17 protein-coding genes are annotated in these 24,185 nt (G+C 55.9%); 14 read left to right on the forward strand and 3 right to left on the reverse strand.

Translation table 11 applies throughout. From position 1 onward, the window contains the following. The first annotated feature begins 54 nt into the window (after positions 1-54). The 5 genes from B5M42_RS00730 to B5M42_RS00750 are packed head-to-tail and all read left to right on the forward strand — an operon-like array spanning position 55 to position 5,788. On the forward strand, positions 55-2,196 hold the full coding sequence (locus B5M42_RS00730) for a BglG family transcription antiterminator (RefSeq protein WP_134750667.1): 2,142 nt from the start codon (positions 55-57) through the stop codon (positions 2,194-2,196). Further along, positions 2,184-2,618, forward strand: a complete 435-nt coding sequence (locus B5M42_RS00735; RefSeq protein WP_134750665.1) for a PTS sugar transporter subunit IIA — start codon at positions 2,184-2,186, stop codon at positions 2,616-2,618. Before B5M42_RS00730 ends, B5M42_RS00735 begins: the two co-directional genes overlap by 13 nt. Further along, positions 2,615-3,793 (forward strand): mannitol-1-phosphate 5-dehydrogenase, encoded by a 1,179-nt coding sequence (locus tag B5M42_RS00740; protein WP_134750663.1) that lies wholly within the window; start codon positions 2,615-2,617, stop codon positions 3,791-3,793. Before B5M42_RS00735 ends, B5M42_RS00740 begins: the two co-directional genes overlap by 4 nt. Next, on the forward strand, positions 3,790-5,514 hold the full coding sequence (ptsP, locus tag B5M42_RS00745) for a phosphoenolpyruvate--protein phosphotransferase (protein ID WP_134750661.1): 1,725 nt from the start codon (positions 3,790-3,792) through the stop codon (positions 5,512-5,514). Before B5M42_RS00740 ends, ptsP begins: the two co-directional genes overlap by 4 nt. Positions 5,515-5,521: 7 nt before the next feature. After that, the gene (locus B5M42_RS00750) at positions 5,522-5,788 is read left to right on the forward strand and encodes an HPr family phosphocarrier protein (RefSeq protein ID WP_134750842.1); all 267 of its coding nucleotides are present in this window, start codon (positions 5,522-5,524) and stop codon (positions 5,786-5,788) included. Between the two features lie 90 nt (positions 5,789-5,878). Here the strand turns inward: B5M42_RS00750 and B5M42_RS00755 are convergent, their stop codons facing one another. The 3 genes from B5M42_RS00755 to B5M42_RS00765 form a co-directional block, all read right to left on the reverse strand. Then, positions 5,879-7,561 carry a COG1361 family protein gene (locus tag B5M42_RS00755; protein ID WP_134750659.1) on the reverse strand — a complete coding sequence of 561 codons (1,683 nt, stop codon included), beginning with the start codon at positions 7,559-7,561 and terminating at the stop codon, positions 5,879-5,881. Then, positions 7,558-14,283: a DUF7507 domain-containing protein gene (locus B5M42_RS00760; protein ID WP_230632549.1), complete on the reverse strand. Its 6,726-nt coding sequence runs from the start codon at positions 14,281-14,283 to the stop codon at positions 7,558-7,560. The genes B5M42_RS00755 and B5M42_RS00760 overlap by 4 nt, the downstream gene beginning before the upstream one ends. Positions 14,284-14,390: 107 nt before the next feature. Beyond that, entirely contained in the window at positions 14,391-15,029 is a 639-nt protein-coding gene (locus B5M42_RS00765) for a methyltransferase domain-containing protein (RefSeq protein ID WP_134750657.1), read from the reverse strand. Positions 15,030-15,496: 467 nt separating this feature from the next. On the opposite strand from B5M42_RS00765, the gene B5M42_RS00770 reads away from it, so the two are divergent. The 9 genes from B5M42_RS00770 to B5M42_RS00810 all read left to right on the forward strand — a co-directional run bounded on the left by B5M42_RS00770 (position 15,497) and on the right by B5M42_RS00810 (position 24,184). Continuing rightward, complete coding sequence (locus B5M42_RS00770; protein ID WP_134750655.1) at positions 15,497-15,868, forward strand: hypothetical protein; 372 nt, start codon at positions 15,497-15,499, stop codon at positions 15,866-15,868. A gap of 115 nt (positions 15,869-15,983) precedes the next feature. Beyond that, the gene (locus B5M42_RS00775; protein ID WP_134750653.1) at positions 15,984-16,451 is read left to right on the forward strand and encodes a hypothetical protein; all 468 of its coding nucleotides are present in this window, start codon (positions 15,984-15,986) and stop codon (positions 16,449-16,451) included. Between the two features lie 77 nt (positions 16,452-16,528). Continuing rightward, positions 16,529-17,620 carry an SAF domain-containing protein gene (locus tag B5M42_RS00780; protein ID WP_134750651.1) on the forward strand — a complete coding sequence of 364 codons (1,092 nt, stop codon included), beginning with the start codon at positions 16,529-16,531 and terminating at the stop codon, positions 17,618-17,620. Then, a complete protein-coding gene (locus B5M42_RS00785) occupies positions 17,620-18,192 on the forward strand; it encodes a hypothetical protein (RefSeq protein WP_134750649.1) in 573 nt (190 codons plus the stop codon). The genes B5M42_RS00780 and B5M42_RS00785 overlap by 1 nt, the downstream gene beginning before the upstream one ends. Further along, positions 18,189-18,977: a hypothetical protein gene (locus tag B5M42_RS00790; RefSeq protein WP_134750647.1), complete on the forward strand. Its 789-nt coding sequence runs from the start codon at positions 18,189-18,191 to the stop codon at positions 18,975-18,977. Before B5M42_RS00785 ends, B5M42_RS00790 begins: the two co-directional genes overlap by 4 nt. 36 nt (positions 18,978-19,013) lie before the next feature. Continuing rightward, on the forward strand, positions 19,014-20,846 hold the full coding sequence (locus B5M42_RS00795; RefSeq protein WP_134750645.1) for a P-loop NTPase family protein: 1,833 nt from the start codon (positions 19,014-19,016) through the stop codon (positions 20,844-20,846). Positions 20,847-20,864: 18 nt separating this feature from the next. Beyond that, on the forward strand, positions 20,865-22,859 hold the full coding sequence (locus B5M42_RS00800; RefSeq protein WP_134750644.1) for a hypothetical protein: 1,995 nt from the start codon (positions 20,865-20,867) through the stop codon (positions 22,857-22,859). Positions 22,860-23,078: 219 nt separating this feature from the next. Beyond that, positions 23,079-23,648 carry a hypothetical protein gene (locus B5M42_RS00805; protein ID WP_134750642.1) on the forward strand — a complete coding sequence of 190 codons (570 nt, stop codon included), beginning with the start codon at positions 23,079-23,081 and terminating at the stop codon, positions 23,646-23,648. A gap of 101 nt (positions 23,649-23,749) precedes the next feature. Continuing rightward, entirely contained in the window at positions 23,750-24,184 is a 435-nt protein-coding gene (locus tag B5M42_RS00810) for a hypothetical protein (protein WP_134750640.1), read from the forward strand. Position 24,185 lies beyond the last annotated feature (1 nt).

The raw sequence follows: 24,185 nt of genomic DNA on the forward strand, positions 1-24,185 counted from the left end.
CCCCTCACGCTGGCGCTGCCGGCGTGATATCCTTTTTTCGGCGAGGAGATTGCGATGGAAGTAACGAACAGAAAACGTCAAATCCTTGCTTTGCTGTTGAACCGTAAAGAGGAAATTACGATTGGCGAGATCGCCGGAGAGATTCAAGTCAGCGTGAGAACGGTTCATCGGGAGCTGGATGAAATGGAAGCTTGGCTCGCGGCAAGCGGGCTGCAATTGAGTAAAAAAGCGGGGCGCGGCGTACAGCTGCACGGCAGCGCGGAGCAGATGCAGGCGCTGCATGAACGGCTGGACGCAACGCCGACGCGCGAATATTCGGCTGAGGAGCGCAAAATCAATATTTTGTGCATTCTGCTGGAATCGTCCGAGCCGCTGAAAATTTATGCGCTGGCCCAGTCGCTGTATGTGACGATGGCGACGATCGGCAACGATCTCGACGAGCTGGAAGGCTGGGTTGCCGGGCAAGGGCTGACGCTGATTCGCCGCCGCGGCTATGGGGTGGAAATCGCCGGAGCGGAAGCCGTGCGGCGCAGCGCGATTTGCCGGCTGGTCGAGGAGCGGCTTGACGAATCCGACCTGTTCGGCAAAGCGTCCGAGCAAGCGCCGGACCCGACGAGCCGCCGCCTGGCCGCGCTGGCCGGCAAGCAGCAACTGCTCGCGGTCGAGCAGGCGCTGTGGAGCGCATCGTGCGACTGGCTGGAGGGGCTGCCGGAAGCGGAGTATACGCAGCTGCTGATCCGGCTGGCCGTGGCGGTCACGCGGCTTCGCGACGGCAACGCGCTTGACGGAGCGGAAGCGGCAGCGTTTGCGGCTGCCGGCGAGCCCAGCGCTTCGGTGGAGGCGCTGACCGCGCATCTGGCGCGCGAGCTGCGGCTTGCGCTGCCGCCGGCCGAAGCGGCGTACATGGCGCATTGCCTGCAAAGCAAGGAGCAGTTGAGGCACAGCGGGCTGGACGCCGGCGAGCTGCAGATGCAGGAGCCCGCCGCCGAGCTGATCGCGCGCGTCGAGAGACGCATCGGCTTGTCGCTGGGCGGCGATGCGTCGCTGCGCGAAGGGCTGGCGAGCCACTTGGCCCGCTCCTGGCGCAAGCTGGTCCGCGGTCAGGCCATCCGCAACCCGTTGCTCGCCCAGATCAAGCGCGATTTCGAGACGCTCTTCCAGGTGGTGCGGGAGGAGGGGAGCGGGCTGCTGCCCGGACCTGCGGTGCCGGACGAGGAGATTGGCTTCATCGTGATGCATTTTGGAGCAGCGGTCGAACGGCTGAAGCGCTTCCGCCGCCCGGTGCGGGCCGTGCTGGTCTGCACGAGCGGCATCGGCTCCTCCAAGCTGCTGGCGATTCGCGTGCAGCAGGAGCTGCCGCAAATTTATATTTTGGGCCATACGTCGTGGTATGAAGCAAGCCGGCTGCCGGAGCACGAATACGATGTCATTTTGTCGACTATCGATCTGCCGATTGAGCCGGATAAATATTTCAAGCTCAGTCCGCTGCTGGCGGGGGAAGAGGTCGACAAGCTGCGCGCGTTTATTCAAGAGATTACGTTGCGCGGCGATGCCCCGGACAGCGCGGCTGCGGCCAAAACCAACCTCCAGCTGAACCGGCTGAAGAAGCAAAAAACGTATCTGGACGCCAGCCTGAATCTGATCGAAGGCTTTCGCGTTTACGCGGTCCCGCGCGGTCCGCTGTCGGAGCTGCTGCGGCATATGGTTGGCGTTGCAGCGCGCGAGGGCTGCGTCGGAGACGAAGAGACGCTCGTCCGCCAACTGCTGGAGCGCGAGCGGCACGGCAGCCAGCGCATTCCCGATACGCGTCTGGCGTTGTTCCATACGCGCAGCGCAGAGGTGCGAAGCCTGTATTTTTCGCTGTTTCGTCTGGAAAGTACGGTAGGCGGTCCGCTGGAAGCCCCGTCGGAGGGGTTGGCTGCGGATGCAGAGGGCGGGGAGGGCGCTCAGCCCGCCGCAAGCCAATCTGACACGGATGCGCTTGATCAGGCGCTGCTGCTGCTGGCTCCGTGGGAGCTGCCGAAAGCGACGCTGGAAATTGTGAGCGAGATGAGCGGGTTGCTGCTGGAGCCGTCGCTGCTTGGTCTGCTTGCCGACGGGACGGAAGTAGAAATTCGCCGCTATTATACGCAGGCGTTGGCTGCTTTTATAGAAAATCAAAAGGAAATGGAGAGTACCGTACTATGGGAGTTTTGACGTTGGAGACAATCAGGGTGCAGGCGGACGTGGCAACGAAGGAAGAAGCGATCCGGCTCGCCGGTCAGCTGCTGGTCGACGCCGGTCATGTTACGGCAGCCTATATCGATAAAATGCTGGAGCGCGAAGCGCTGGTTTCCACCTATATGGGGGGCGGACTTGCGATTCCGCACGGGACGAAGGAGGCCAAGGCGTTGATTGCTTCAACCGGCATTTCCATCGTGCAAATTCCCGCTGGCGTCGATTATGAGGATGGCGAGAAGGCGTATCTGGTCGTCGGCATCGCGGCCGCGGGCGATGAGCATATGGAGATATTGACCCAAATTGCCTTGATTTGCGCCGAGGACGATCAGTTGGACGTGCTGTTGAAGACGGACAATGCCGAAGCGATGCTGCGCATTTTTGAAGGCGGTTCGCTATGAAGGCGGTGCATATCGGCGCAGGCAATATCGGACGGGGATTTATCGGGCTGCAGCTGATTCGTTCGGGCTATGAGCTGACATTCGTCGATGTGAACGAAACGCTGGTGTCGCTACTGCGCAGCCAGGGGCTGTATCGCGTTCGGCTGGCCAGCGCTTCGCGGGAGAGCGTGACGGTGAGTGGCTTTGCGGTGCAAAACGGCAGCGACATCGAGCAGGTCGGCGAGCTGATTGCCGAAGCGGACCTCGTGACGACAGCGGTTGGCGTCAGCGTGCTGCGGCATATCGCGCCGGCCTTGGCGCGCGGCATCGAGCTGCGGGTCGCACGGCGGCCGGGCGCACCGCTGCATGTGATCGCGTGCGAGAACACGATCGGCGGCAGCGAGCAGCTCCTGGAACTGGTGTATAGCCGGCTGAGCCCACAGCTTGTCGCAGAGACCGCCGGCTGGATCGCGTTTCCGAACGCGGCTGTCGATCGGATCGTGCCGCTGCGCCAGGAGGGCGGCGAGCAGCTGGAGGTGACAGTCGAGCCCTTCTTCGAATGGGTCGTCGACCGTTCGCAGCTGCTGCCGGGTTATGCGCCCATTGAGGGCGTCACCTATGTGGACCAGCTCGCGCCGTATGTGGAGCGCAAGCTGTTCACGGTCAACACCGGCCACTGCTGCGCGGCGTATGTCGGCGCGTTGCGCGGGCATGCGACGATCGGCGAGGCGATGACCGATCCGGTCGTGGAAGCTGCCGTGCGCGGCGCGCTGGAGGAGACGGGCACGCTGCTCGTGCGCAAATACGGGTTTGATCCGCAAGCGCATGCGGCGTATGCCGCTCAAATTATCGAGCGCTTCCGCAACCCGTATTTGCACGACAGCGTGGAGCGCGTCGGCCGCTCGCCGCTGCGCAAGCTGGCGCCGCAGGACCGCTTCGTTGCGCCTGCGCTGGAGCTGCTGGCGCTGGGCGTCGAGCCGCGCGCGCTGGCGCTGGCGATCGCTGCTGCGCTGCGCTTCGACAGCCCGGGCGACGAGGAAGCGGTCGCGCTGCAAGCGGCGGTGCGGGAGCAGGGGGCCGGAGCGGCGATTACGCGGGCGACCGGACTGGCTGCGACGCATCCGCTGCATGCGCTGATTGCCGGCCGCTATGAGGAGCTGGCTGGCAGCTTGCTTGAAGGAGGTGTGCGGGAATGACAGACCGTTTGCAAGGCATTGCCGCATCAAGCGGATACGCGATTGCTCCTGCGTTCCGCTACAGCCCGGAGTCATTTGTGCCGGAGCGAACAGCGGCAGGCGATCCGGCAGCCGAAACCCAGCGATTTCGGGCGGCTGTCGCGGCGGCAGGGGAGGAGCTGGAGACGCTGCGAGCGCTGACGGAAAGCCGGCTGGATGCGAAAAAGGCGGAAATTTTCGAAGCGCAGCTGATGTTTCTCGAGGACCCCGAGCTGATTGATGCGATTGTCGAGCTGATCGCCGCCGAGCGAATCAACGCGGAGTTTGCGCTGCATCAGGTGGCCGGACAGTTTATCGACATCTTGAGCGGGATGGACAATGAGCTGCTGCGCGAGCGGGCGTCCGATGTTCGCGACGTGGAGCGGCGGCTGATGAACCGGTTGCGCGGCGTTGGCGGCGCGGAGCTCGGCGGTGTGACGGAGCCTTCGATTGTGCTGGCTGATGACTTGACGCCTTCGGATACGGCCCAACTCGACCCGGAGCGCGTGTGCGGCTTTATGACAGAAAAGGGGAGCCGGACCTCCCATTCGGCCATTATGGCCCGTTCGTTGGAAATTCCGGCTATCGTCGGAGTTAGCGGCGCGCTGGCGGCGGTTCGCACAGGCGATCTGCTTATTCTGGATGCGCTCGAAGGGCGCATTCTGATCAATCCCGATGAAGCGGAGCTGGCCGACTACCGGGAGAAAAAGCGGCTTTATGACGAACGTCGCGCCGCTTTGCGCCGCCTTGTCGACGAACCGACGGTAACGAGCGACGGAGTGAGGCTGGAGCTGGCAGCCAATATCGGCGATATCGAGGACGTGCAAAAGGCGCTGGACAATGGCGCCGAAGCGATTGGCCTGTTCCGCACGGAGTTTCTGTATATGGGACGTCCGTCTCTGCCGGGCGAGGAGGAACAGTTTCAAGTCTACAAATATGTGCTGGACAAAATGAATCCGAAGCCGGTGGTCATTCGCACCCTCGATATCGGCGGCGACAAGGAGCTGCCTTATCTGAAGTTGCCGGACGAGGAGAATCCGTTTCTCGGCCTGCGTGCGCTGCGGCTGTGCCTGCGGCACGAGGAGCTGCTGCGCACCCAGCTGCGCGCGCTGCTGCGCGCCAGCGTCTACGGACGCTTGCGCATTATGTTTCCGATGATTGCTGTGCGCGAGGAGCTTCTGGCCGCCAAGCGTATATGGGCGGAGGAGCGCGCCAGACTGAAGGCGGAAGGAACGCCGGTTGCAGACGATATCGAGATCGGCATGATGATCGAGGTGCCGGCAGCGGCGCTGGCGGCCGATGCGTTTGCGGCCGAGGTTGATTTTTTCAGCATCGGTACGAACGATTTGATTCAATATACGATGGCGGCGGACCGGATGAATCAGGAGGTCGCGTATTTGTACCAGCCGCTTCATCCGTCCGTGCTGCGACTGATCGCGATGGTTATTGACGCAGCGCAAAGCGCCGGCATATGGGTGGGCATGTGCGGGGAAATGGCCGGCGACGAGCTGGCGATTCCGCTGCTGGCCGGGCTTGGCCTGCATGAATTCAGCATGAGCGCAGGTTCGATTCTGCCGGCGCGCGAGCTGATCGGCCGCTTGTCGCAGCGGGAATGGGCCGAGACGGCAGAGCGTCTGCTGCGGCTGCATAGTGCGCAGGAGATCGCCGATGCCGTTCGACAACAATTGGGAATGGGAGAGTGAGCCGGCTATGTTGAGCAAAACGTTTACGATTGTGAATCCTTCCGGATTTCATGCGCGTCCGACGAAGCTGTTTGTCCAAAAGGCGACGACGTTTCCGGATTGCGAAATATTTCTGATCAAAAATCAGACGAAAAAAATGAACGGCAAAAGCTCGCTGGGCATTTTATCGCTGGGCATTGCCCACAATGATGAAATTACGCTGGAGGTTTCCGGCGAACGGGCCGAGCAGGCGATGGAGGAGCTTGGCGGGATTTTGACGGCGATTTTGGAATAAAATGAGAAAAAAAGCGCGAGCATGCAGGCTGTAGCCTGATCAGCTCGCGCTTTTTGGCGTTGGGCGGCAGGAAGACGCTTCGCGCCGCCGCTATTCGTCGCCGTGCTCCAGAATCAGCCGGTAGGCATTGGAAAAGGTAGTTCGCTCATGGAGCTTGCCGTTCAAGGTGAAGCGGCTGACGACGCGCGGCCGGCCCTGAATGGCTGTCAGGAACGTGTGGTGCAGCACCTCGGCTTCAAAGGAGATAAGGATACTGCCGTCTGCAGCGAGCAGGCCGATTGGCAATCCTGTCGCCATTGCCGGATCGATGTTAGCGATCTGCACGCCGTTGACGTACAGCGTTCCGGGCATGAGCCGCGTTCCTTGCGGCAGCCAGTCAAACAGCAGTGCTTCGACCGCCTGATTGCCGGAATTGCGCACCGTGATCCCGATGCTTGCGATGCTGCCCGGCTCGACCACGGGCGGACCGGCGTCTGTGTGCGCGGACATTACCGGCAGCCGCAGCTCGATTTGCACGGTGTTGGACAGCGCCGAGTCGGCGATGCGGCGTCCGTCGGGCAGGGCGAAGCTGTAGCGCGCTTGGGCCTGATTGGCCAGCACAAACGGCGGCTTGCGCCCGGCCTGCTCCGGTACGGCGACGCTGAACGCCAGCATGGCGCTTCCGCCCGGCTCCAGCGTGCCGATCGTGACGCCTTGCTCGGGGCGAGCTTCCGGCATCGACGTACCGTTGACGCTCAAGCTGCCGGCTACGAACAAGCTGCCTTCCGGAATGGCGTCGGTTAAAACGACCGCTGTGGCGATTTCGCCGTCGTTATACGCCGTAATGGTATAGCGGACCGCTTCATCGGTCGTTATAGCGCTTAGATCGGCGCTTTTGACGAGGCGCAGCATCGGATCGATCACTGTAGCGACAGCCGGGTTGGACAGCGCCGATTGCTGCCCCGCGCCGACGCGGAAGGTGACTAGCGCCCGGTTCATGACCTGACCGTCCGGCGGGAAAGCGGTCACGCGCGCTTGAAAAGAAACTACGCGTGCCGCTCCGGGCGCAAGCGTGCCCAGCGCGATGCCGTTATCGGAGGCGTCGGCGGGCCAGTGGACGCGGTCAACCGTAACGCTGCCAGTCACAAACGCCATTTCCGCGGGCAGCGTATCGGTCAGCACGACATCGTCCAACGGCAGCGCGCTTTCGTTGCCAATGGTGACGGAGTACGTGATGGTGTCGCCAACGAACGTATAAGCGCGATCCAAGCTTTTGGCCACCTGCACGCTGAGCTGACGGACGGGGAGCACAAGCGTATTGGACAGCAGCGCGCCGTTGACGGTACGGCCGTCCGGGGTGCGGAAAGCGAACTGCGCCGTCGCCTGGTTGGCCAGCTGCAGCGCGCCCGGCGCCGATTGCAGCAGCACCTGGAACGATACGGCGACCGATGCGCCCGCAGGCAATACGCCCAGCGGAAGACCTGACGCCGGATCGGCGCCGGCCAGGGGTACGCCCGCCAGCAAGGCGCTGTTGGGCACAAACGCCGTGCCAGCAGGCAGCGGGTCGATGACCGTTACAGCGGCGGCTACGTTGCCGTTATTGGTTACGGTCACGACGTAGACAATCGGCTGCCCCAGCAAGGCTTCGGGCGTCAGTGAGGTTTTGACCGCCGTCAGCTGCGGATCGAGCACAGGCGTATTCACCGTATTCGAATACGTAAAGGAGCTGACGCTTCCGTTCTGGAACCGGACGATCGACTGATTTTGCACCTGCGGGGAAGACGGCGGCATCATGACACGGTGACCTGGAAGGTGATTGTCGACGCTGCTCCGGCAGCGAGTGTACCGATCGTGATGCCGATGTTCGGATTATCTGTGGGTCGCGCTGCGGCGTCGACCGTGACGCTACCGGCAACGAAGGCGGTTCCGGCCGGGACGGGGTCGACCATGACCACGTTGTTTACGGCGGCAATGCCTAGGTTTGTTACTACGATCGTATAGGTGATCGTGTCGCCTTTGACCGCATCGAGTGCGCTGGCCGTTTTGACGACGCTGACATCCGGCGAAGACACCGGAATTGTCACGGTATTGGAGGCGGCCGATCCGCTCAAGCTGCGGCCGTCTGGCGGCGAAAAGGTAAAGTTGGCGGACGCTTGGTTGACGAGCAGCTGTGAAGCCGGAAGGCTGGTGACATTGACCTGCAGCGTTACCGTCACGGTGACTGTTGAGCCAGGCGCGACCGTCCCAATGCCAATGCCTGCAGTTGGATCGGCTCCCGGCTGCGACATGCCGTTGACGACGACGCTGTTGGGCACGAACGTTGAACCGGCGGGGATTGAATCGGTCAATGTGACGACAGCCGACAGATTGCCGGTATTGGTCACCGCTAGCGAATACACAATCGTATCGCCAACAGTGGCATTAACGGTATTGGCGCTTTTGACCACCTGCAAAATCGGCTGATACACAGGCGTTGTGAGCGTATTGGAATACGCGATGCCGGAAAAAGCGCCAGATGTGAAGCTGACACTGGCCTGATTGGCAAGAGGAACCGGCGCTGCCCCTGCGCTTACCGTAATGTTGAAATTGACGGTGCTGGAGCCGCCTGCGGCCAAGGTGCCCAAGGTAATGCCGGTTGCCGGGTTGGCACCCGGTCGTGCGATACCGTCGACAACTACACTCCCCGGCTGGAAGGTGGCTCCTTGCGGAATCGCATCGGTCAGCACGACACTGCTGATCGGTTGGATGCCGTTATTGGTAACAACCAGCGTATACGCGAACGAATCGCCGAAAACAGCATCGGCAACGTTGGCCGATTTGACGACGCTGACGTTAGGCGATGACACCGGAATTGTCACGCTGTTAGACTGGGCGTTGCCTGTCAGCGTCCGGCCGTCTGGCGGCGAGAAGGTGAAGCTGGCGGACGCCTGGTTGATCAACGTTTGCGGCGTAGGCAGCGAGACAACCGTCGCTTGCAGCGTAACGGTGGCAGCACTGCCCGGCGCCAGAGTCCCAATGGAGAAGCCCGAGATCGGGTCGGCGCCCGGCTGCGGGGCTCCGTTCACAACCACGCTGTTCGGAACAAACGAAGCGCCTGCGGGAATCGAATCCGTCAAGGTCACCAGTGCTGCCCAATTGCCCGTATTGGCGACGGTCAACGTATAAACGATCGTATCGCCAACCGTAGCGTTGGCAGTGTTCGCGCTTTTGCCTACATTGATGACGGGCTGGTAGACAGGAGTAGACAGTGTGTTGGAAAAGCTGACGCTGGAGAACGCTCCGTTGGTAAAGCTGACCGACGCCTGGTTGTTCAGTACAGCCGGATTCGGCAGCGTGGTTACCAGCACGCCGAAAGCAACCGTCGTCGAAGCGCCGGGAAGAAGCGTGCCGAGTGACAGCCCGGTCAACAAACCGGAAGGGCGGGGCGTACCGTCAACCGTAATACTGCCGGGTACGAAAGCGACTCCGGCCGGAAGAGGATCGGAGAACACGACGTTCGTCAAATTCGTAATCCCGCTATTGGTTACGACTACGCTGTAGGTGAACGTATCGCCGACTACCGCGTCGCTGACCGGAGCCGATTTGACCAAGGTGATATTGGGGGCCGAGGCGGGAATTACGACCGTATTGGACAGTGCGGTGCGATTGAAGCTTCGGCTGTCGGGCAGCGTGAACGTGTACAGCGCTACACCCTGATTGGTGAGCTGCTGCGGGGACGGCAAGGTGCTGAGCACGACCGAGAACATCACAGTCGCGGAAGCGCCTGCTGCGAGCGGGCCGACGGTGACGCTTGTATCCGGCGTTGCGCCAGGCTGTGGCGAGCCATTGACGATCACGCTGTTGGGCACAAAGGTCGTGCCGGTCGGAATCGTATCGGATACGGCGACGAGCGCGGCATAATTGCCGGTATTTTGTACGGTAAGCGTGTAGACGATGGTATCGCCGAGCGTTGCGTTGGCGGTATTGGCTGTTTTCGCGACAGCGACAATCGGCTGCAAAACCGGGGTGACGACTGGATCGGAGAAGCTGATCGTCGAGAAAGCGCCAGACGCGTAGCTGACGCTGGCCTGATTGCTGAGCTGGCCGGATAGGGGAAGCGTGGTGACGCTAACCGAAAATGCAACCGTAACCGTCGAGCCTGGCGTGATGGTGCCGATCTGAATCCCGGCAGCGGGATCTGCGCCGGGAACAGGGCTCCCGTTGACGCTCACGCTGCCGTGAACGAATACGGTGCTATCCGGAAGCATGTCGTTTACAACGACGCTGGTCACATCTTCAATCCCGGCGTTGGTCACGGCAAGGGTGTAAGGTACGGTATCGCCGACTGTCGTCACGGAACGCGTAGTCGATTTGACGATGGACACATTGGGGGCGGAGGCCATGAGAGTAAGCGTATTGGAAAGAGCTGTCCCGGTTACGGTTCGGCCATCCGGAGGGTTGAAGGCGAAATTCGCCACTGCTTGATTATTGAGCGTCTGCGGAGTAGGCAAGGACACAAGCAGTACGCTGAATGTGACGACGGCTGAGGCGCCTGGAGCCAGACTACCCGCCGCCATGCCGGCTGCAGGGTCTGCTCCGGGCTGGGGCGTACCGTTGACAGTGACGCTGTTGGTAATAAAGGTAGTTCCTGCAGGGATCGGGTCCGTAACCGACACAAAGGCGGCGATATTGCCCGTATTGCTGACATGGATCGTATAAATGATCGTATCGCCGAGCGTTGCGTTGGCAGTGCTGGCACTTTTTAGCAAAGCGATATTGGGCTGATAAACGGGTGTGACCAGAATATTGGAGGACGAAGTCCCGGAAAAAGTGCCGGAAGTAAAGCTGACCGTTGACTGATTGGTGACTTGCGGTGTTGTTGGCATTGTGAGTTTCACCTCATAGGTTACGACAGTCGAAGCGTTCGGAGCCAGACTGCCGATTGGAATGCCGGAAGCCGGATTCGCCGATGGCGCAGCCGCTCCGTTGACAATGACACTGCCGGGAATGAACGTTGTGTTCGCGTCCAAAATTCCGGTGAAAACGAGCTGATTGACGGGACTGCCACCCCGATTTGTGACAATGGCGGTATAGATGAGCCGGTCGCCCGCGACGGCATCCACAGCGGTCGTGCTTTCCACGACGGTTACGTTAGGAGCGGAAACCGGCAGCGTAAGCGTGTTGGAAGCTGCGGAACCGGATATTTGGCGACCGCCGGGCAGAGTAAACGCGTAAGCGGCCGCCGCCGTGTTGACGAGCCGCTGCGTGGCAGGCAAGGCGTCAATCGTTACCGCAAAGCTGACCGTGACGGATTCTCCGGGCGCGAGCGTACCGACGGTAATCCCGCTGAGTGGTGAGGTGCCGGGTTGCGGCGAGCTGCCGACGATAGCGCTGTTCGTAGTGAAGGTCGTTCCGCCCGGAATGTTATCCGTAACCGTGATGTAAGCGGGATAGTTCCCCGAATTGCTGATATCCAGCTTATAGGCCAGCGTATCGCCAACCGTTGGCGCTTGGCTTGAGGCGCTTTTGACGACGCTCACGATCGGCTGATAGATGGGGGTCGTGACCGTGTTGGACAGCGAGGTACCGGAAAAAGCGCCGGACGTGAAGCTGATGCTCGCACGGTTGGCCAGCTGTGGCGGTGTGGGAACGCTGACGATCTTGAGCGAAAATGTCACCGTGACGGAACCGCCCGCCGCAATGCTGCTGAGCGCAATGCCAGAAGCTGGATCTGCGCCGGGCTGCGGGACTCCGCCGACCAAAACGCTGCCTGACACCAGCTGTGTGCCGGCGGGGATCGGGTCGGTCAGCCGCACATTACTGACCGCAGCTGCACCGCTATTGGTAGCGACCACGGTGTAGACAATCACGTCGTTCAGCGCGGCGTTGGCGAGACTGGCGCTTTTGACGAGCGTCACATTGGGCGCTGAGACGGGTATATTGACCGTATTTGAAGTGCTGGAGCCGGCAAGATTCCGTCCATCCGGGGCTGTATAGGCGTAATTTACAAGGCCGGTATTTGACAGCGAAGGCGGATTGGGCAGCGAGTCGACAACAACGCTGAAACGAACCACGGCCGAGGCGCCGGCAGCGACAACGCCGGTCGATATCCCGGCAGTGGGCGAAGCGCCGGGTACAGAAGCTCCGTTTACAGTCACGCTGCCGGCGACAAATGACGTTCCGGCGGGGATATTGTCGAAAACGATGCCCGTCGCGGCCAAATTCCCGGAATTGCTTACGGTCAGCGTATAGACAACGGTGTCGCCGACAATCGCTTGTGCAACTCCGGCGCTTTTGACGATCGTGATCACAGGCTGAAAAACCGGCGCGCTCACGCTGTTGGATAATGCAATACCGTTGAAGGCACCTGAGCTGTAGCTGATAGAAGCCTGATTCGTGATTTGTGCGGGACTCGGCAGCGCATTGATTTTGATTTGAAAGGTGACGGCCACAGAGGCTGCGGCTGCCAATGTTCCCAGCGCAATCCCGCTCGCGGGATCTGCGGCAGGTCGCGGCGCTCCGCCTACGTTGACGCTGCCGGCAACCAGACTGCTGCCCGCAGGGATCGGATCGGTTAACACCACGTTGCTGATCGCAGTAACGCCGTTGTTCGCTATCGTTACTGTATACGTCACGGTGTCGCCTACAACTGCGCTGGCAGCACTAACGGATTTGGCTGCCGCAACGTTGGGCAGCGTTACTGGGATCGTCAGGCTGTTGGACAAAGCCGAGCCGTTAAAGGTGCGCCCGTCGGGGACCGTGTATGTATAGGCTGCCGAGGCCAGATCTGTCAATGTGGCCGGAGCGGGCAGGCTGTTGACCAGTGTCTGAAAGGTGACCGTCGTTGCGGTGCCTGCAGCGATCGCACCCAGGGCAACTCCCGAAGCCGGATTGGCGCCTGGCACTGCCGAGCCGTTGATACGAAAGCTGCCGGCGACAAAGCTGCTGCCGGGAGGGATGTTGTCTGTGATGGTGGTGGTTGCGGCGATATTGCCGTTATTGGCAATGGACAGCGTATACGTAATCGTATCCCCGACTGTGGCGTTGACGGTATCGGCGCTTTTGGCAATAGTTAACACCGGCGCATAGACAGGCAAGGTAACGGTATTGGATGGAATGACGCCCGAAATTGTCGGACCGCCAGCCACGCTTTGGAACGTAAACGCGGCATTGGCCTGATTCGCCACGGTTTGCGGAGAGGGCAGCGAGACAACTTTGGCTTGGTAGGTGACGATGATTGAGCTGTTCAGCGCCAATGCTCCGAGCGGAATGCCGGCCAAGACGCTATAGGTGGGACGCGCGACGCCTGCAACCGTCACACTGCCGGTCACGAAGGAGGTCGAGGCGGGCAGGATATCGGAAAGGACCACACTGGCCGCGTTCGCAGTCCCGGTGTTGCTGACGGTCACGGAATAGGTGATCGTATCGCCGACGACGGAGCCGGAAGCGCTGGCGCTTTTGACCACGTTGATTTTGGGAGCGTTAATATCAATTTGAATCGCATTGGCATTGACAACATAAGCGTCTCCCGAGGTCGTTAGCGTAAGCACGGCGGACGATTGATTGTTGATCAGCCTGGCGGAAATGTCGACATTAGTAATATCCCAGCCCTGACGGCCGCCACTGATGTTGGTGCCGGGCGCGCCGTTCGTCTGATTGCGCGAGCCGAAGGTGCCGGTCGTATCCAACTGGCCGAGATCGTTATTGATTTGGGAGGCAAAAAAGTTGTTGGCAAAATTGTTCGGTCCCGACAAGGCCGTCTGCGAAGATGTGGTCGGTCCGAACAGCGCCTGATCACCGGTGCGATTGGCATCGCCTTCCTGTGCGCTGAACAAGGCGCGGCCGCCCAGCGTGCCGGATATCGGTGTGGCAAAGCCGGTCAGCGTGGTCGTTACCGGACCCGAGGTCGCTTGCACCAGAACCGCTCCGGCGCGCAACGACATATTGCGGAACGGCAGCGCCGGATTTTGATAGAGGACGCCCAACGTCCAGCCAGCGTGATTTACCGTCGGATCGGTTACGATAATGGTGCCAACGACTCCGCCAGTCGTATAGGTGCCGGCACCGCCCTGCTGCACCAGCGTAGTTACATTGGCGGAGCGTGTATAGCCGAGCGAGCCGCTGCCCAGATCAAATTCGTTCGCTGTGGCGCTGTCGGGATAGATGCTGAACGTTCCTGTCGGCGTAGTCAGGCTCACCGGGTTGTTGATGGCTGAGGTCAGATTGACCGTATCGACCAGATACGTGCCTCCCCAGATCAGTTCGGCGTAGAGTACGGTGCTCCCCGCAGGCAGAACCAGAATGGCGGAGGAGCTGTTGCTCGTATACTGGCTGGTCGTCCCCAGAGGATAAGTGCCGTATCGAACCGCGGTGTTGATCGTAGTAAAAGCGCCGATACTGTCCACGGTGCCCGGAACGCCGGCTACAGCGGAACGGCTCAAGCCTAACGTATTGCCGGTGAATGTAATCGCGCCGGTGGCGTTAACCGTAGCGCGAACGACTAGAGCAATCGTCTTCACCCCCTCGTCTGGATTCATCAGTTGATTTTGCCAATAGTCACTTATTCATATGATGAAACGGGAGGGATTTGCCTGTTTTTAACGAAAAAGCTGATCTTTTAGGTTAAAAAGACGCGAATGCCTCCTTAATCTGCGGCCTTGAGGGGCTCGCGAAGCTCCGCGGCGCAAGGAGGCTCGAAATAGGCGCGACGCGACAGCCATTCCAGCTCGTCAAAGCCGATGTCTTTTTTCACCACGACCAAATGAAACATGATTTCGCTGACTACGTCCAGCTGGAGGTCCTTTAGTATCATTAATTCTTCTTTCTCGTATAGCGGAGAACGGTAGGCGGGTTCATAAAAAAATTCTTGCCGCAGCAGGCGAAAATCATAGGGGGGCGGTTCGGCTTCGGCATAGCTGTCGAGCGGGGGGCAGGGCGAAGCGTCCGGGGGCTGAAAAAAATGCGGCGTCCAGTATCTTGGGGAATATTCATCGAATTTTTGATGAAGCAGCGGGTTGGACATGTGTCGGAGATTACGGGCATAGGGAACCAGCACACAGACGATGGCTTGGTGGGTGCAAACGCGGTAAATTTCGGCCATTAGCCGGGGTAAATCCCGAATGTAGGGCAGCAAGCGGCAGGCAAGCACCAGATCAGCCGAATGGTCGGGCAGCGGAATGCCCGCTTCGAGATCGCAAACGAGATCGACGTCGGGCAGACGACGTTTGTCGATGCCGAAAAAACCGGCCTGTTTGGCAGAGCCGCAGCCGAGATCCAATTTCATGGCAATACCTCCGTGGGCCAGATTGCTTGTTTTTTTACAGTGTATTCGTTACGGGAAATAGCGCGTCACAATTGGGCCGGGCTAAAGGACCGGCGGATGTGGTTATAAATTCATCCAGAAAATTCCTGATAAATAACTAGAATCGACAAAAAAAGACAAAATTCAGCCCTTTTCAATTTTATATTACACATGTATAATGAAAAAAAACAAATGATTGCCGAGTTAGACAAGATTCAGGAAATTTTAGCTCCTTGCAGTGGCGAGTAATATATATGCTACTATTGCGGTTGGTGCAGAAATGACGCGCTGTCAGGAAGTAGATCTTGCCTTCACTTGTCGCGGGGATACCTGTGACGATCTTCAAGCAGAAAGGGGAATTTGTAATAAGCGGGGGACGCGAGGGTCCCATGAACGAAGTTAATAATGATGTCGAATATATATGATATGCGTTGTGGAACAGGAGGCGCATGATGGTCAAAATGTCGTTATGGACATTGGTTTTTCTCCTGGTATGGGTAGGGGGTTACTGGTGGACGCATCGCGAGAAGGGACCCGACCCGGCACTGAAAAGCGTGGTTGCCAACTATGTCGGTTCCGACGGTGCCATTCATGATCCGACCGGGGATCTTGGCGTTACGAACAAAGAGGACGTCAGCTTTCAATTAAAAGGCGACCAGCTTGCTATCTCTTATGGCAAGCAATTATTTCGCATTGACTTGCGTAAGGATGGGCAGGACGTATTTCGGTCTCTGCAGGCTCTTGGTGTGACGGTGGAGCAAGATGCCAACGGACGAGTGACGGTTCGCTATCACGGGGAAGCGGTGAAGCGCTTTGAATAAATGGTTGTTTTCCCTCGGTGGGGCGCTTGTGCTGGCAGCTATCATCGTTCCGGTATCTATTGCGTCTTTCGCTCCTCGAAGCTCGGATACCTATCAACCGAAGCCGGTCGTTGTTATGAAAGAAGCCATTGCTCGGGGGGAAGCTTACAAGCAAGTACTCGAAGGAGATTTGCTGTACGTGGTGAATGAGCAAACGAATGAACGGTCAGATTCCCGCAAGCTTTACGGTCAGCCGCATCCAGCGATGGAGCGCCCCGCTGCGAAGGCTGCAGCGGCATTCGGCTACCTGCCGAACAGCGGATTGATCGATCCGACCAGTTTGGGCGATACCGGCATTCAGCCGTCCATTCCTTACAGCTACGAAGCAACACCGGGGCAAAGCGCGATGTATATAGCAACGCTTGAGGCTGACGGTTGGCGAATAATAGGCAGCTACCGGACGCAATCGTATCTGGACTACTATCTGCAAAAGCAGGATGTAGTGGCGCGAGTCATTGTTTTGCAGGATAGCATGAAGGTGTTTGACAATGTAAAGCCCGAACTGCCCAATCCCAAGACGTTTGCTGCGCAAGAAGCTCCGTAATGCAAGGGGGAAGCAGATGAGATTTGTCGAATATGTCGTACATTTTACCCGGCTTTGGGTACATGGAGGATGCTTGAATGAATATGGAATGGAATTGGAAAACCATTGGTGTGCTTGTCGCAATCGTACTCCTTTTCATCGGCACGAATGTTGGCCAGTATTTCTTGCTTTGGGGTCCCAAGCAAAAAGAAATGAAAGCGGCCTATGATCAACAGGTCAAGACGTTGCAGGCAACGATCGATCGAATCGGTCCGCTGGTCGGCATCTGGACCGTCAAGGATGGCGTGACCAATATGCAAGCGGGCAAACAGGTGGAGGAAAGCGACCTGACGATAAGAGAAATACCGGAATCGATGATTACGAAAAGCTTTATTCTGGACCCATCGTCCATTGTCGGCAAATACTATCGCATTGCGCTCGGTCCGGGCACGCCGTTAAGCGAAGATTTGGTCATGGAGGACCCGGTTGACGATACGACGCGCGAATACGACGTTGTTGCCAATACGCTGCCGATCGGGCTGCATGTTGGAGATTACATTGACTATCGGATTGTATATCCGTATGGAGAAGATTACATTGTGTTCTCCCATAAGCGGATTGAGGCCATAAACGGGGAAACCTTCAAGCTGAAGCTGAACGAAAAGGAAATTCATTATTATCAGGCAGCGCTTGTCGATTACTTCCTGCAAAAGCAAAACGGTTCCATCATTTATGCTGCCAAGTATCTGGAGCCCGGTTTGCAAAAGCCGGCAACGCAGTACTACGCCATTCCCAAAAACATTGCTGCCATTATTACCGCAGATCCGAATATTGTGCAAAAAGTCAACGCCCAGCTTAATGATCCGACGCGCACGATGATTGATTCCGGCGTAGCCGCCTTGAAAGACGACGAAGCCGGCAAGCTTGCCGGGGGACGAGGAGAGGTTATCGGCAAAATTAATGGCGGCGTATCTGAACATACCGGAGCAGAGGAGAAGCGCAAGCAAGAAGCGCAGGCGCAAGCTGCCACGCAACCGCCTGCGGCAAGCTCGCCGGAACAGACAACCCCAGTAACACCTCAGAGCTCGCAGCAGACAGGGACAGGCGCGACCTCTGCCGGCTCCACAACTAACAATAGCGGAGTCGCTCCGGAGATGCCGCTCAACATAGGGAAAGGTGTTGTAGAGTAATGTTAATTGGCGTGTATGGTTACACAGACAAGCGGCCGGTCATTTACGCCCTGCTCAAGCTGCTGCAGGCAACCGGCGATGTGGCGCTGTTCAGTGGCAACCGCCATTATCGCAGGCTGCTGGAAAACGGCGAGTCGCAAGGGCATATGGCGAATGTCATGATTGCTGTCTCCGATGCTTCGCCAGATGAGATTTTTGAAGAGATCGGATATACGGCTGATGATTTTGAACACGTCATTTTCGATTTGCAGGATGCCATTCCTGATGAGCTTTCGTTAATTTTGTACGTAAAAAGCTACCCGCCCGATGAAGATGAGCTTAGTTTCATCGAGCTGTTGGGCGCGTACACAACCGTTAAAATCGTCTATGACGGCAAGCGGGAGAAAGGGGCGATCAATGTAGCGCCGCTCTCGCCGCTATGGCGCAGTGTCGAGCAGATCGAAGCTTACCGGGTGCTTGCTCCCGTCGCATCGAAGGAACTGAATATCGGCTTGGCGGCTCATTTGGCGCCGGCTCTGAATATTAGCGCCAAGACGGCGCTGGCGATTTTGAACCGGAGGTGGTCGCGATGAAGATTTCCGTGATATCTCCAGACCGCCGGCAAGGCGGAACGACAGTAAGCGTATTGCTCGCGCTGGCGTTGGCCCAAACACAAAATTATCGGACATGCTTGACGTATACAGGCAACGATAATCAATCGATTACCGGCTGCCTCGGTTTAAAGCCGTTTGAGGATAAGACCCGCAATCTGACGCAGGTAATCAAGCTGCTGGAGGCGCACGCTATCTCCGGAGAAGAAATTTCCGATTATTGCATCAAAGTTCCGGGAGTGCCGAACTTGCAAATTATCGATACGGCATCGGAGACCATATCTGACGAAGATAACAGCAAGCTGCTCAAATTCGTCATTGAAAATTTGCATCATGAAATTGTCATTACCGATGTGGCCACGGAAATTTACGACGATATTACGCGCGCCGTGATCGACCAATCCGATTTGGTCGTGATGGTGCTGACACAATCCCGTGACATTGGCAAAAAGCTGAAGTATTGGGAAACCGCCGGAGTTATGGAATATGTCAATAACAAAGGGCTCGTTTTCATCTTTAATCAATATGATCCTTATGTCGAAGCATTTCGCGATACGACCAAGCGAATGGGATTGCGCCACCGGCGCTGTGCGAAGATCAGCTATAATCCTTTTATTAAAAAAACAAGCAATCAAGGCAAGCTTCAAACGATTTTACCTTATATCTTAAAAAAGGACCCTCGCGTAATAGAACTCAATAACGATCTCAAAGAATGCTTGATGACAGTACTTGCCAATCTGGGGCGTAAGACAGCCTGGCCCCAGTAGCTCAGCGATGATTCATCGCTTGGAAAGGAGGAACGCATGGTGAGTACAAATGCCTGGCTCATGCTTGTCACCTTGCTGGGGATTGCGGCAATCGTGATGTTTTTGTATATGAAAGCAAAGCGCGAACGGCCTGATATTGAGCAATCGGACAAGCTGACTATGGACAGGCTGCTGGAAATCGTGAAATACAGCCTGGCCGATTTACTCAAGGATGAGAATTTTGCCGGCATGGCTGATGAAGAATTTGAATCGATGTACAAACGGAAGGCACGTATTCAAGACGCCATGCAAAATTGCGTTTACGGCATTGATTCAGCGAAGCTGATTGTTCAAGATTTGATCCGGAGCATCATTGCCGACTTGCTGAAGACCGAAGAAGCGATTTTACAGGTATACGATTTTCGTGGCAACTATTTGGAGCCCCGGGTCAAGTTCGAAATCCTGATGTATTTCTATAAGAAGAAATGCGGTAAAGACGCACTTGCCGAGATGATCAATGAATACCAGTTGGCCAGAGAAAGGTTCGAAATTGAGGACAAAACGCAAGCGTCTTACTTGATCACCAATGAAGATATCGACATGATTTATGCGGAGAAGCAATTTGAATTAACTTATCACGTCATGCTTGATTTAATGTCGGTATTGATTTACCAGCGTTACAAGGGCTTCGGAGTTATTGATACGCTGCGCGAGATGAACATTAACGGCTTTAACTGCGGCACGTCGGGTTCGATTTTGAGCGCTTTATTAAACAAGGACAAGAAGATTATGAAGGCCCCGCGCTCGGTATGGCTGTACTTTAATGGAAGGTATATCCATTTGCGATTTTTAACCTTTCATTCTGAAGAGGAGCTGCGGCGCGTTGTGCAGCTGCTCTGCCGCTACAACAATCCGGGCCCGCTCACAGAGAAGCGTGGCTATCTGGTCAACACCATGTATGACAAATCACGTGTATTGGCCATGCGGCCGCCCGCAGCCGAATATTGGGCCGTCTTTGTCCGCAAGTTTACTTTGAGCGACTCCTCGTTGCCGGCGTTGATTGCCAAGCCCTATGTCCATAATGCGCATTTGGCGATCAACATGGTCAAGTATTTGATGATGGGGCAGGTGACCTGCGGCTTTACCGGACGGCAAGGCGCGGGTAAAACCGTGATGATGACTGCAGCAGTCAAGTACATCGATCCGCGTTACACGATGCGCGTACTGGAAATGGCCCCGGAAATGTATCTGCGGGAGCTGTATCCGGAACGGAATATTTTATCCGTCCAGGAAACGGAATTCGTGTCTGCTGCTGAGTTGCAGGACGCCTTGAAAAAATCGGATGCGGCCGTCTCGATTGTCGGTGAGGTTGCGACAGACGCAATCGCTGCGCGGATGATTCAAATGGGTCAGGTGGCTTCGATCTTTACCATCTTTTCGCATCATGCCAACAGAGCCGAGCAGCTCGTTTATGCGATTCGTAACTCGCTCGTCAATGCAGGCGGGTTTACCGGCAACATGATTACGGCTGAGCAGCAGGTAATTGACGTCATTCGCGTCGATGTGCATTTGAACTATACGACAGACGGTCGCCGTTATATCGAACGTGTTTCGGAAATCGTCAAGCTGGATGTCAGTGTGCCTTATCCTGACTATGACCCGAATAATCCGCTTCATTCAATGAATGAAATAACCAAGGAATATTACACCCGGCAAACCGACCGCCAATCGTTTACGACCCGCGATATTCTAAAGTACAACCTTGAAACGGACACCTATGAAACCTGTGAATGGTTTACGACCGAACTGACGCAAAAAATGCTGGAGGTCATGCCGACGGATCAGGTGACGGAATTCAAACGTTTTATTTTGGATAACTGGAGGCTTTAGACGAGGAGCGGATATCCCATGATTTTTTTACTGATCGGCATTATCTTTACCGCCTTGTTTGGTGTCACCATGATTGTCATCACTGACAAGAAAAAAGCAAGAGCGCGTAAAGGCATGGTCAAGAAGCACAAAGGTTTGATCTCTTTATCTACATATTTCCGCTGGAGCAAATTTCTCGACGAATTTTTCTTGACAAGAGGCAGCTATCGCAAGGTTAAAAACCGCGTTGCGGAGCTATCCGTGTACACGGTTCAGGAAATAAAAGTGTACTCGGTGCGTGTGTATGGAATCGCAATGATATCATCGTCCGTGTTGGTGATTGCCGGGGCCATTATTTTTCGCGATCTGTTTTCCACATTATTGGTATTGTTTTATGCCGTGCTTGTGAATACGGTGCTGGTGGACAAGCAGATTGACAGCGTTCACTTCAAGCTGCTCAAGCAGCTGTCGATGGCGCTATCTGCACTGCGACAAAATTATTTGCGTTTGAACTCCATTCCGCAAGCTGTTGCGGAAACGGATACCGGCTCCGAGCTGCATCGGGCGTTTGAGGACATCTATCTGATACTTACCGACGTAGACGGCAAAAGCAGGCTCGATGAATTTTACGCAACAACGCCTTTCCGGCTGCTATGTACATTGGCTGGCGTCTGCTATATCCTGAACAATTCCGGTGATACGAAGCTGCGGGACGGTTCATCCAATTTTTTGCAGGCAATGGGCATGATGGCTGATGAGGTCAACTTGGAAATTCGTCGGATTTCGATGCAGAAGGCTCGCTTTGGCATGCTGGAATATTTGCCGGTAGCGCCGTTGATGGCCATCGGTGTGATTGAACGATTTTTCTCTTCCATTATCCCCGGTACTTCGGTTATTTACAACGGAGCTATCGGCTATATTTCGCGAACGGTCATATTGCTGGCTTCGATCATCGGTTACATCGTCATCGTCAAAATCAATAGCGCCGTTTCCGTCAAAAAAGACGATCGCAATCCCGTTGTTGTCCGACTTTTGCAGATGAGCTGGTTTGCTGCTCTGATTCGTGACGTGATGCCCAAGCGGCAATTCAAAAAAGCGAAAAAGCAGCGTATGATCAAAGGCGCACTAAGCATGACGGATTTAAGGCATATGTACGGCAGCAAACTGCTGTATGCAGCAACAGCTTTTGCATTGACATTGGTGTGTATGTTTTTTGCCGTACATTTGGGTAAACAGTTTGTTTACGCGAACGTAAAGGAAGTGTCGCTGGTTGGCGGTGAAAAGCTGACTGCCCATGATATTGCCGTTCGCAAGAAGATGGACGACATTTATCTCGCCAAGCCGACGCTGCCTAGCGATAACGAAACCAAAGATTTTGTTAAAGCCAATTTGCCCAAGCTTCAGGCTTTTGACCAAGATGCACAGGTAAAGCGGCTCAAGGAGAAATACGTTAGCTATCATAATGCTTCGTTTAAGTGGTGGATGCTGCTGACTGCTTTTCTGGTCAGTTTGGCTTTTGCGCATGTGCCTGAATTGCTGCTCAAGGGCAGAGCGTGGCTGCTGAAAACGGAAAGTGAAGAGGATGTACTCCAACTGCAAACGATCATTTCAATTTTGATGAATACGTCAACCGATACGCTGGAGACGTTGTACTGGCTGGAGCGTCAAAGCAGGGTCCATAAGAACGCGATTCTTGATGCTTACCATGAGTACCCGTCGAATCCCGATCTTGCGTTAAATCGGTTGAAATCAAAAGCAGTGCTGCCGGGCTTTAAACGGATGGTGGACAAGCTGATTCTGACTATCCATCAGATTACGCTGGGTGAGGCATTTAGCGATCTGGTGACGGAACGCGATCATGTCATGCGGATTCGAGAAATTTCCCAAAACACCACGCTGAACAAAAAAAGATCGATGGTTAGCCCGCTTGCTATGGCGCCGCTTGTACTTACAGCCCTGTTATACATTCTGATGCCGCTTGGTATTTTGGGCTTCAAGGAATTCATGGCAGCGCTAGCTAACGTCAAGCATTAGAGAACAAAGCTGAAACTCTGCGTGGGAGGTGATCGTTTTTGGCGAGTGTTCCTTGGATCGCGATATGCGTGCTGCTTGTTTTGCTGATTACAGGGTCTTGCGTATTCGTATTCGGACGACAAGGGAGGTGAATGGTGAGCCCCGTTGCGTAAGCAGACGGATGCTTTCAGCAAGTAGTGAAGCTGATGAACCTAAAACTATTTAAGGAGTGAACAATCAATGGAAGGCGAATTGGGATCAGGCGCAAGGATAGCGATTGCATTAATTGTCATTGGGGTTATTATTTCAGTTATTTTCGTTATTCTCGGCTTTACGCGGGGAACGACGAATCAGGGGATCACGACGGTACAAAACTCGATGGATTCCATGTCATTGGCGCAGTTTGACGACTACGATCAGAAGATTTTGTCGGGTACGCAGGTCGTCTCTGCGATCAAGCTGTTTGAAGGCCGGCCGGTGGGGACGATTACCATTACCACGAGTTCTAATTTCCCAGGCGCAGCTACTACACCTACAGGCAAAGGTTATAACTATGGAGCAATTTTGGAAGGAAGCACTGAAACTTCATCAGGCTCCAGAATATTCGCGACCGATCAATATGCAAAGTCAGGTGGAAACTCATGGTATGAAAAAGGGTTTAAGGATACCCCGATTAAATTCAACATGAACTATCTTCCGCTAACGGAGACAGGTAAGGCTACGTATGTCCGTCCTACCGCGAAATTCCTTGCGGAATTGATCAAGGATTCGACGGGAACAATCGTAGGAATCTGCTTTACACAACAATAACCATAGGTTTCTTGTTGTTAACATCCGCAATGGGTAAGGATTGCCTATTGCGGATCGGATAGAGCTCGAAACCTTAATGACAGATAAGGGGATGATCGATAATGAACGAATGGCCTGCAGCTTTATGGGCGAGTATAAGCGCAATGGCGGCAGCATTGGTACTCGCATTGATTGCTGTATTGGGGTCGTTTGCCAGGCAAGGTGCGGCGATCCAGCAGACGGATGACAATGCGATTGCCATTGTCAAGGAGTATCGAAAATACGAACAATTTGACGGTACCAAAAATTTGTACGCTCAAGATGTCATTTCTGCAATTGCCGAATCGCGGGGCAACCCGGAGATTTGGGTGGACAAGCAGCCGGGAGTCACGGACGATTTTTCCATCAAGTTTACAAAAAGTACTTCAGCCGCAAATTTTTCTACAAAAGCTTTAACTGCAGATGAAAATAAGTTTCCAGTCACTGCTCGTTATGACTCCAAGTTAATTAAAGATGCGAACGGGGCGATCATCCGTATTGAATTCAGGAGGCCATAGC

The sequence above is a fragment of the Paenibacillus athensensis genome, from assembly GCF_004514475.2.
In the GTDB taxonomy this organism is placed as follows: domain Bacteria; phylum Bacillota; class Bacilli; order Paenibacillales; family NBRC-103111; genus Paenibacillus_AL; species Paenibacillus_AL athensensis.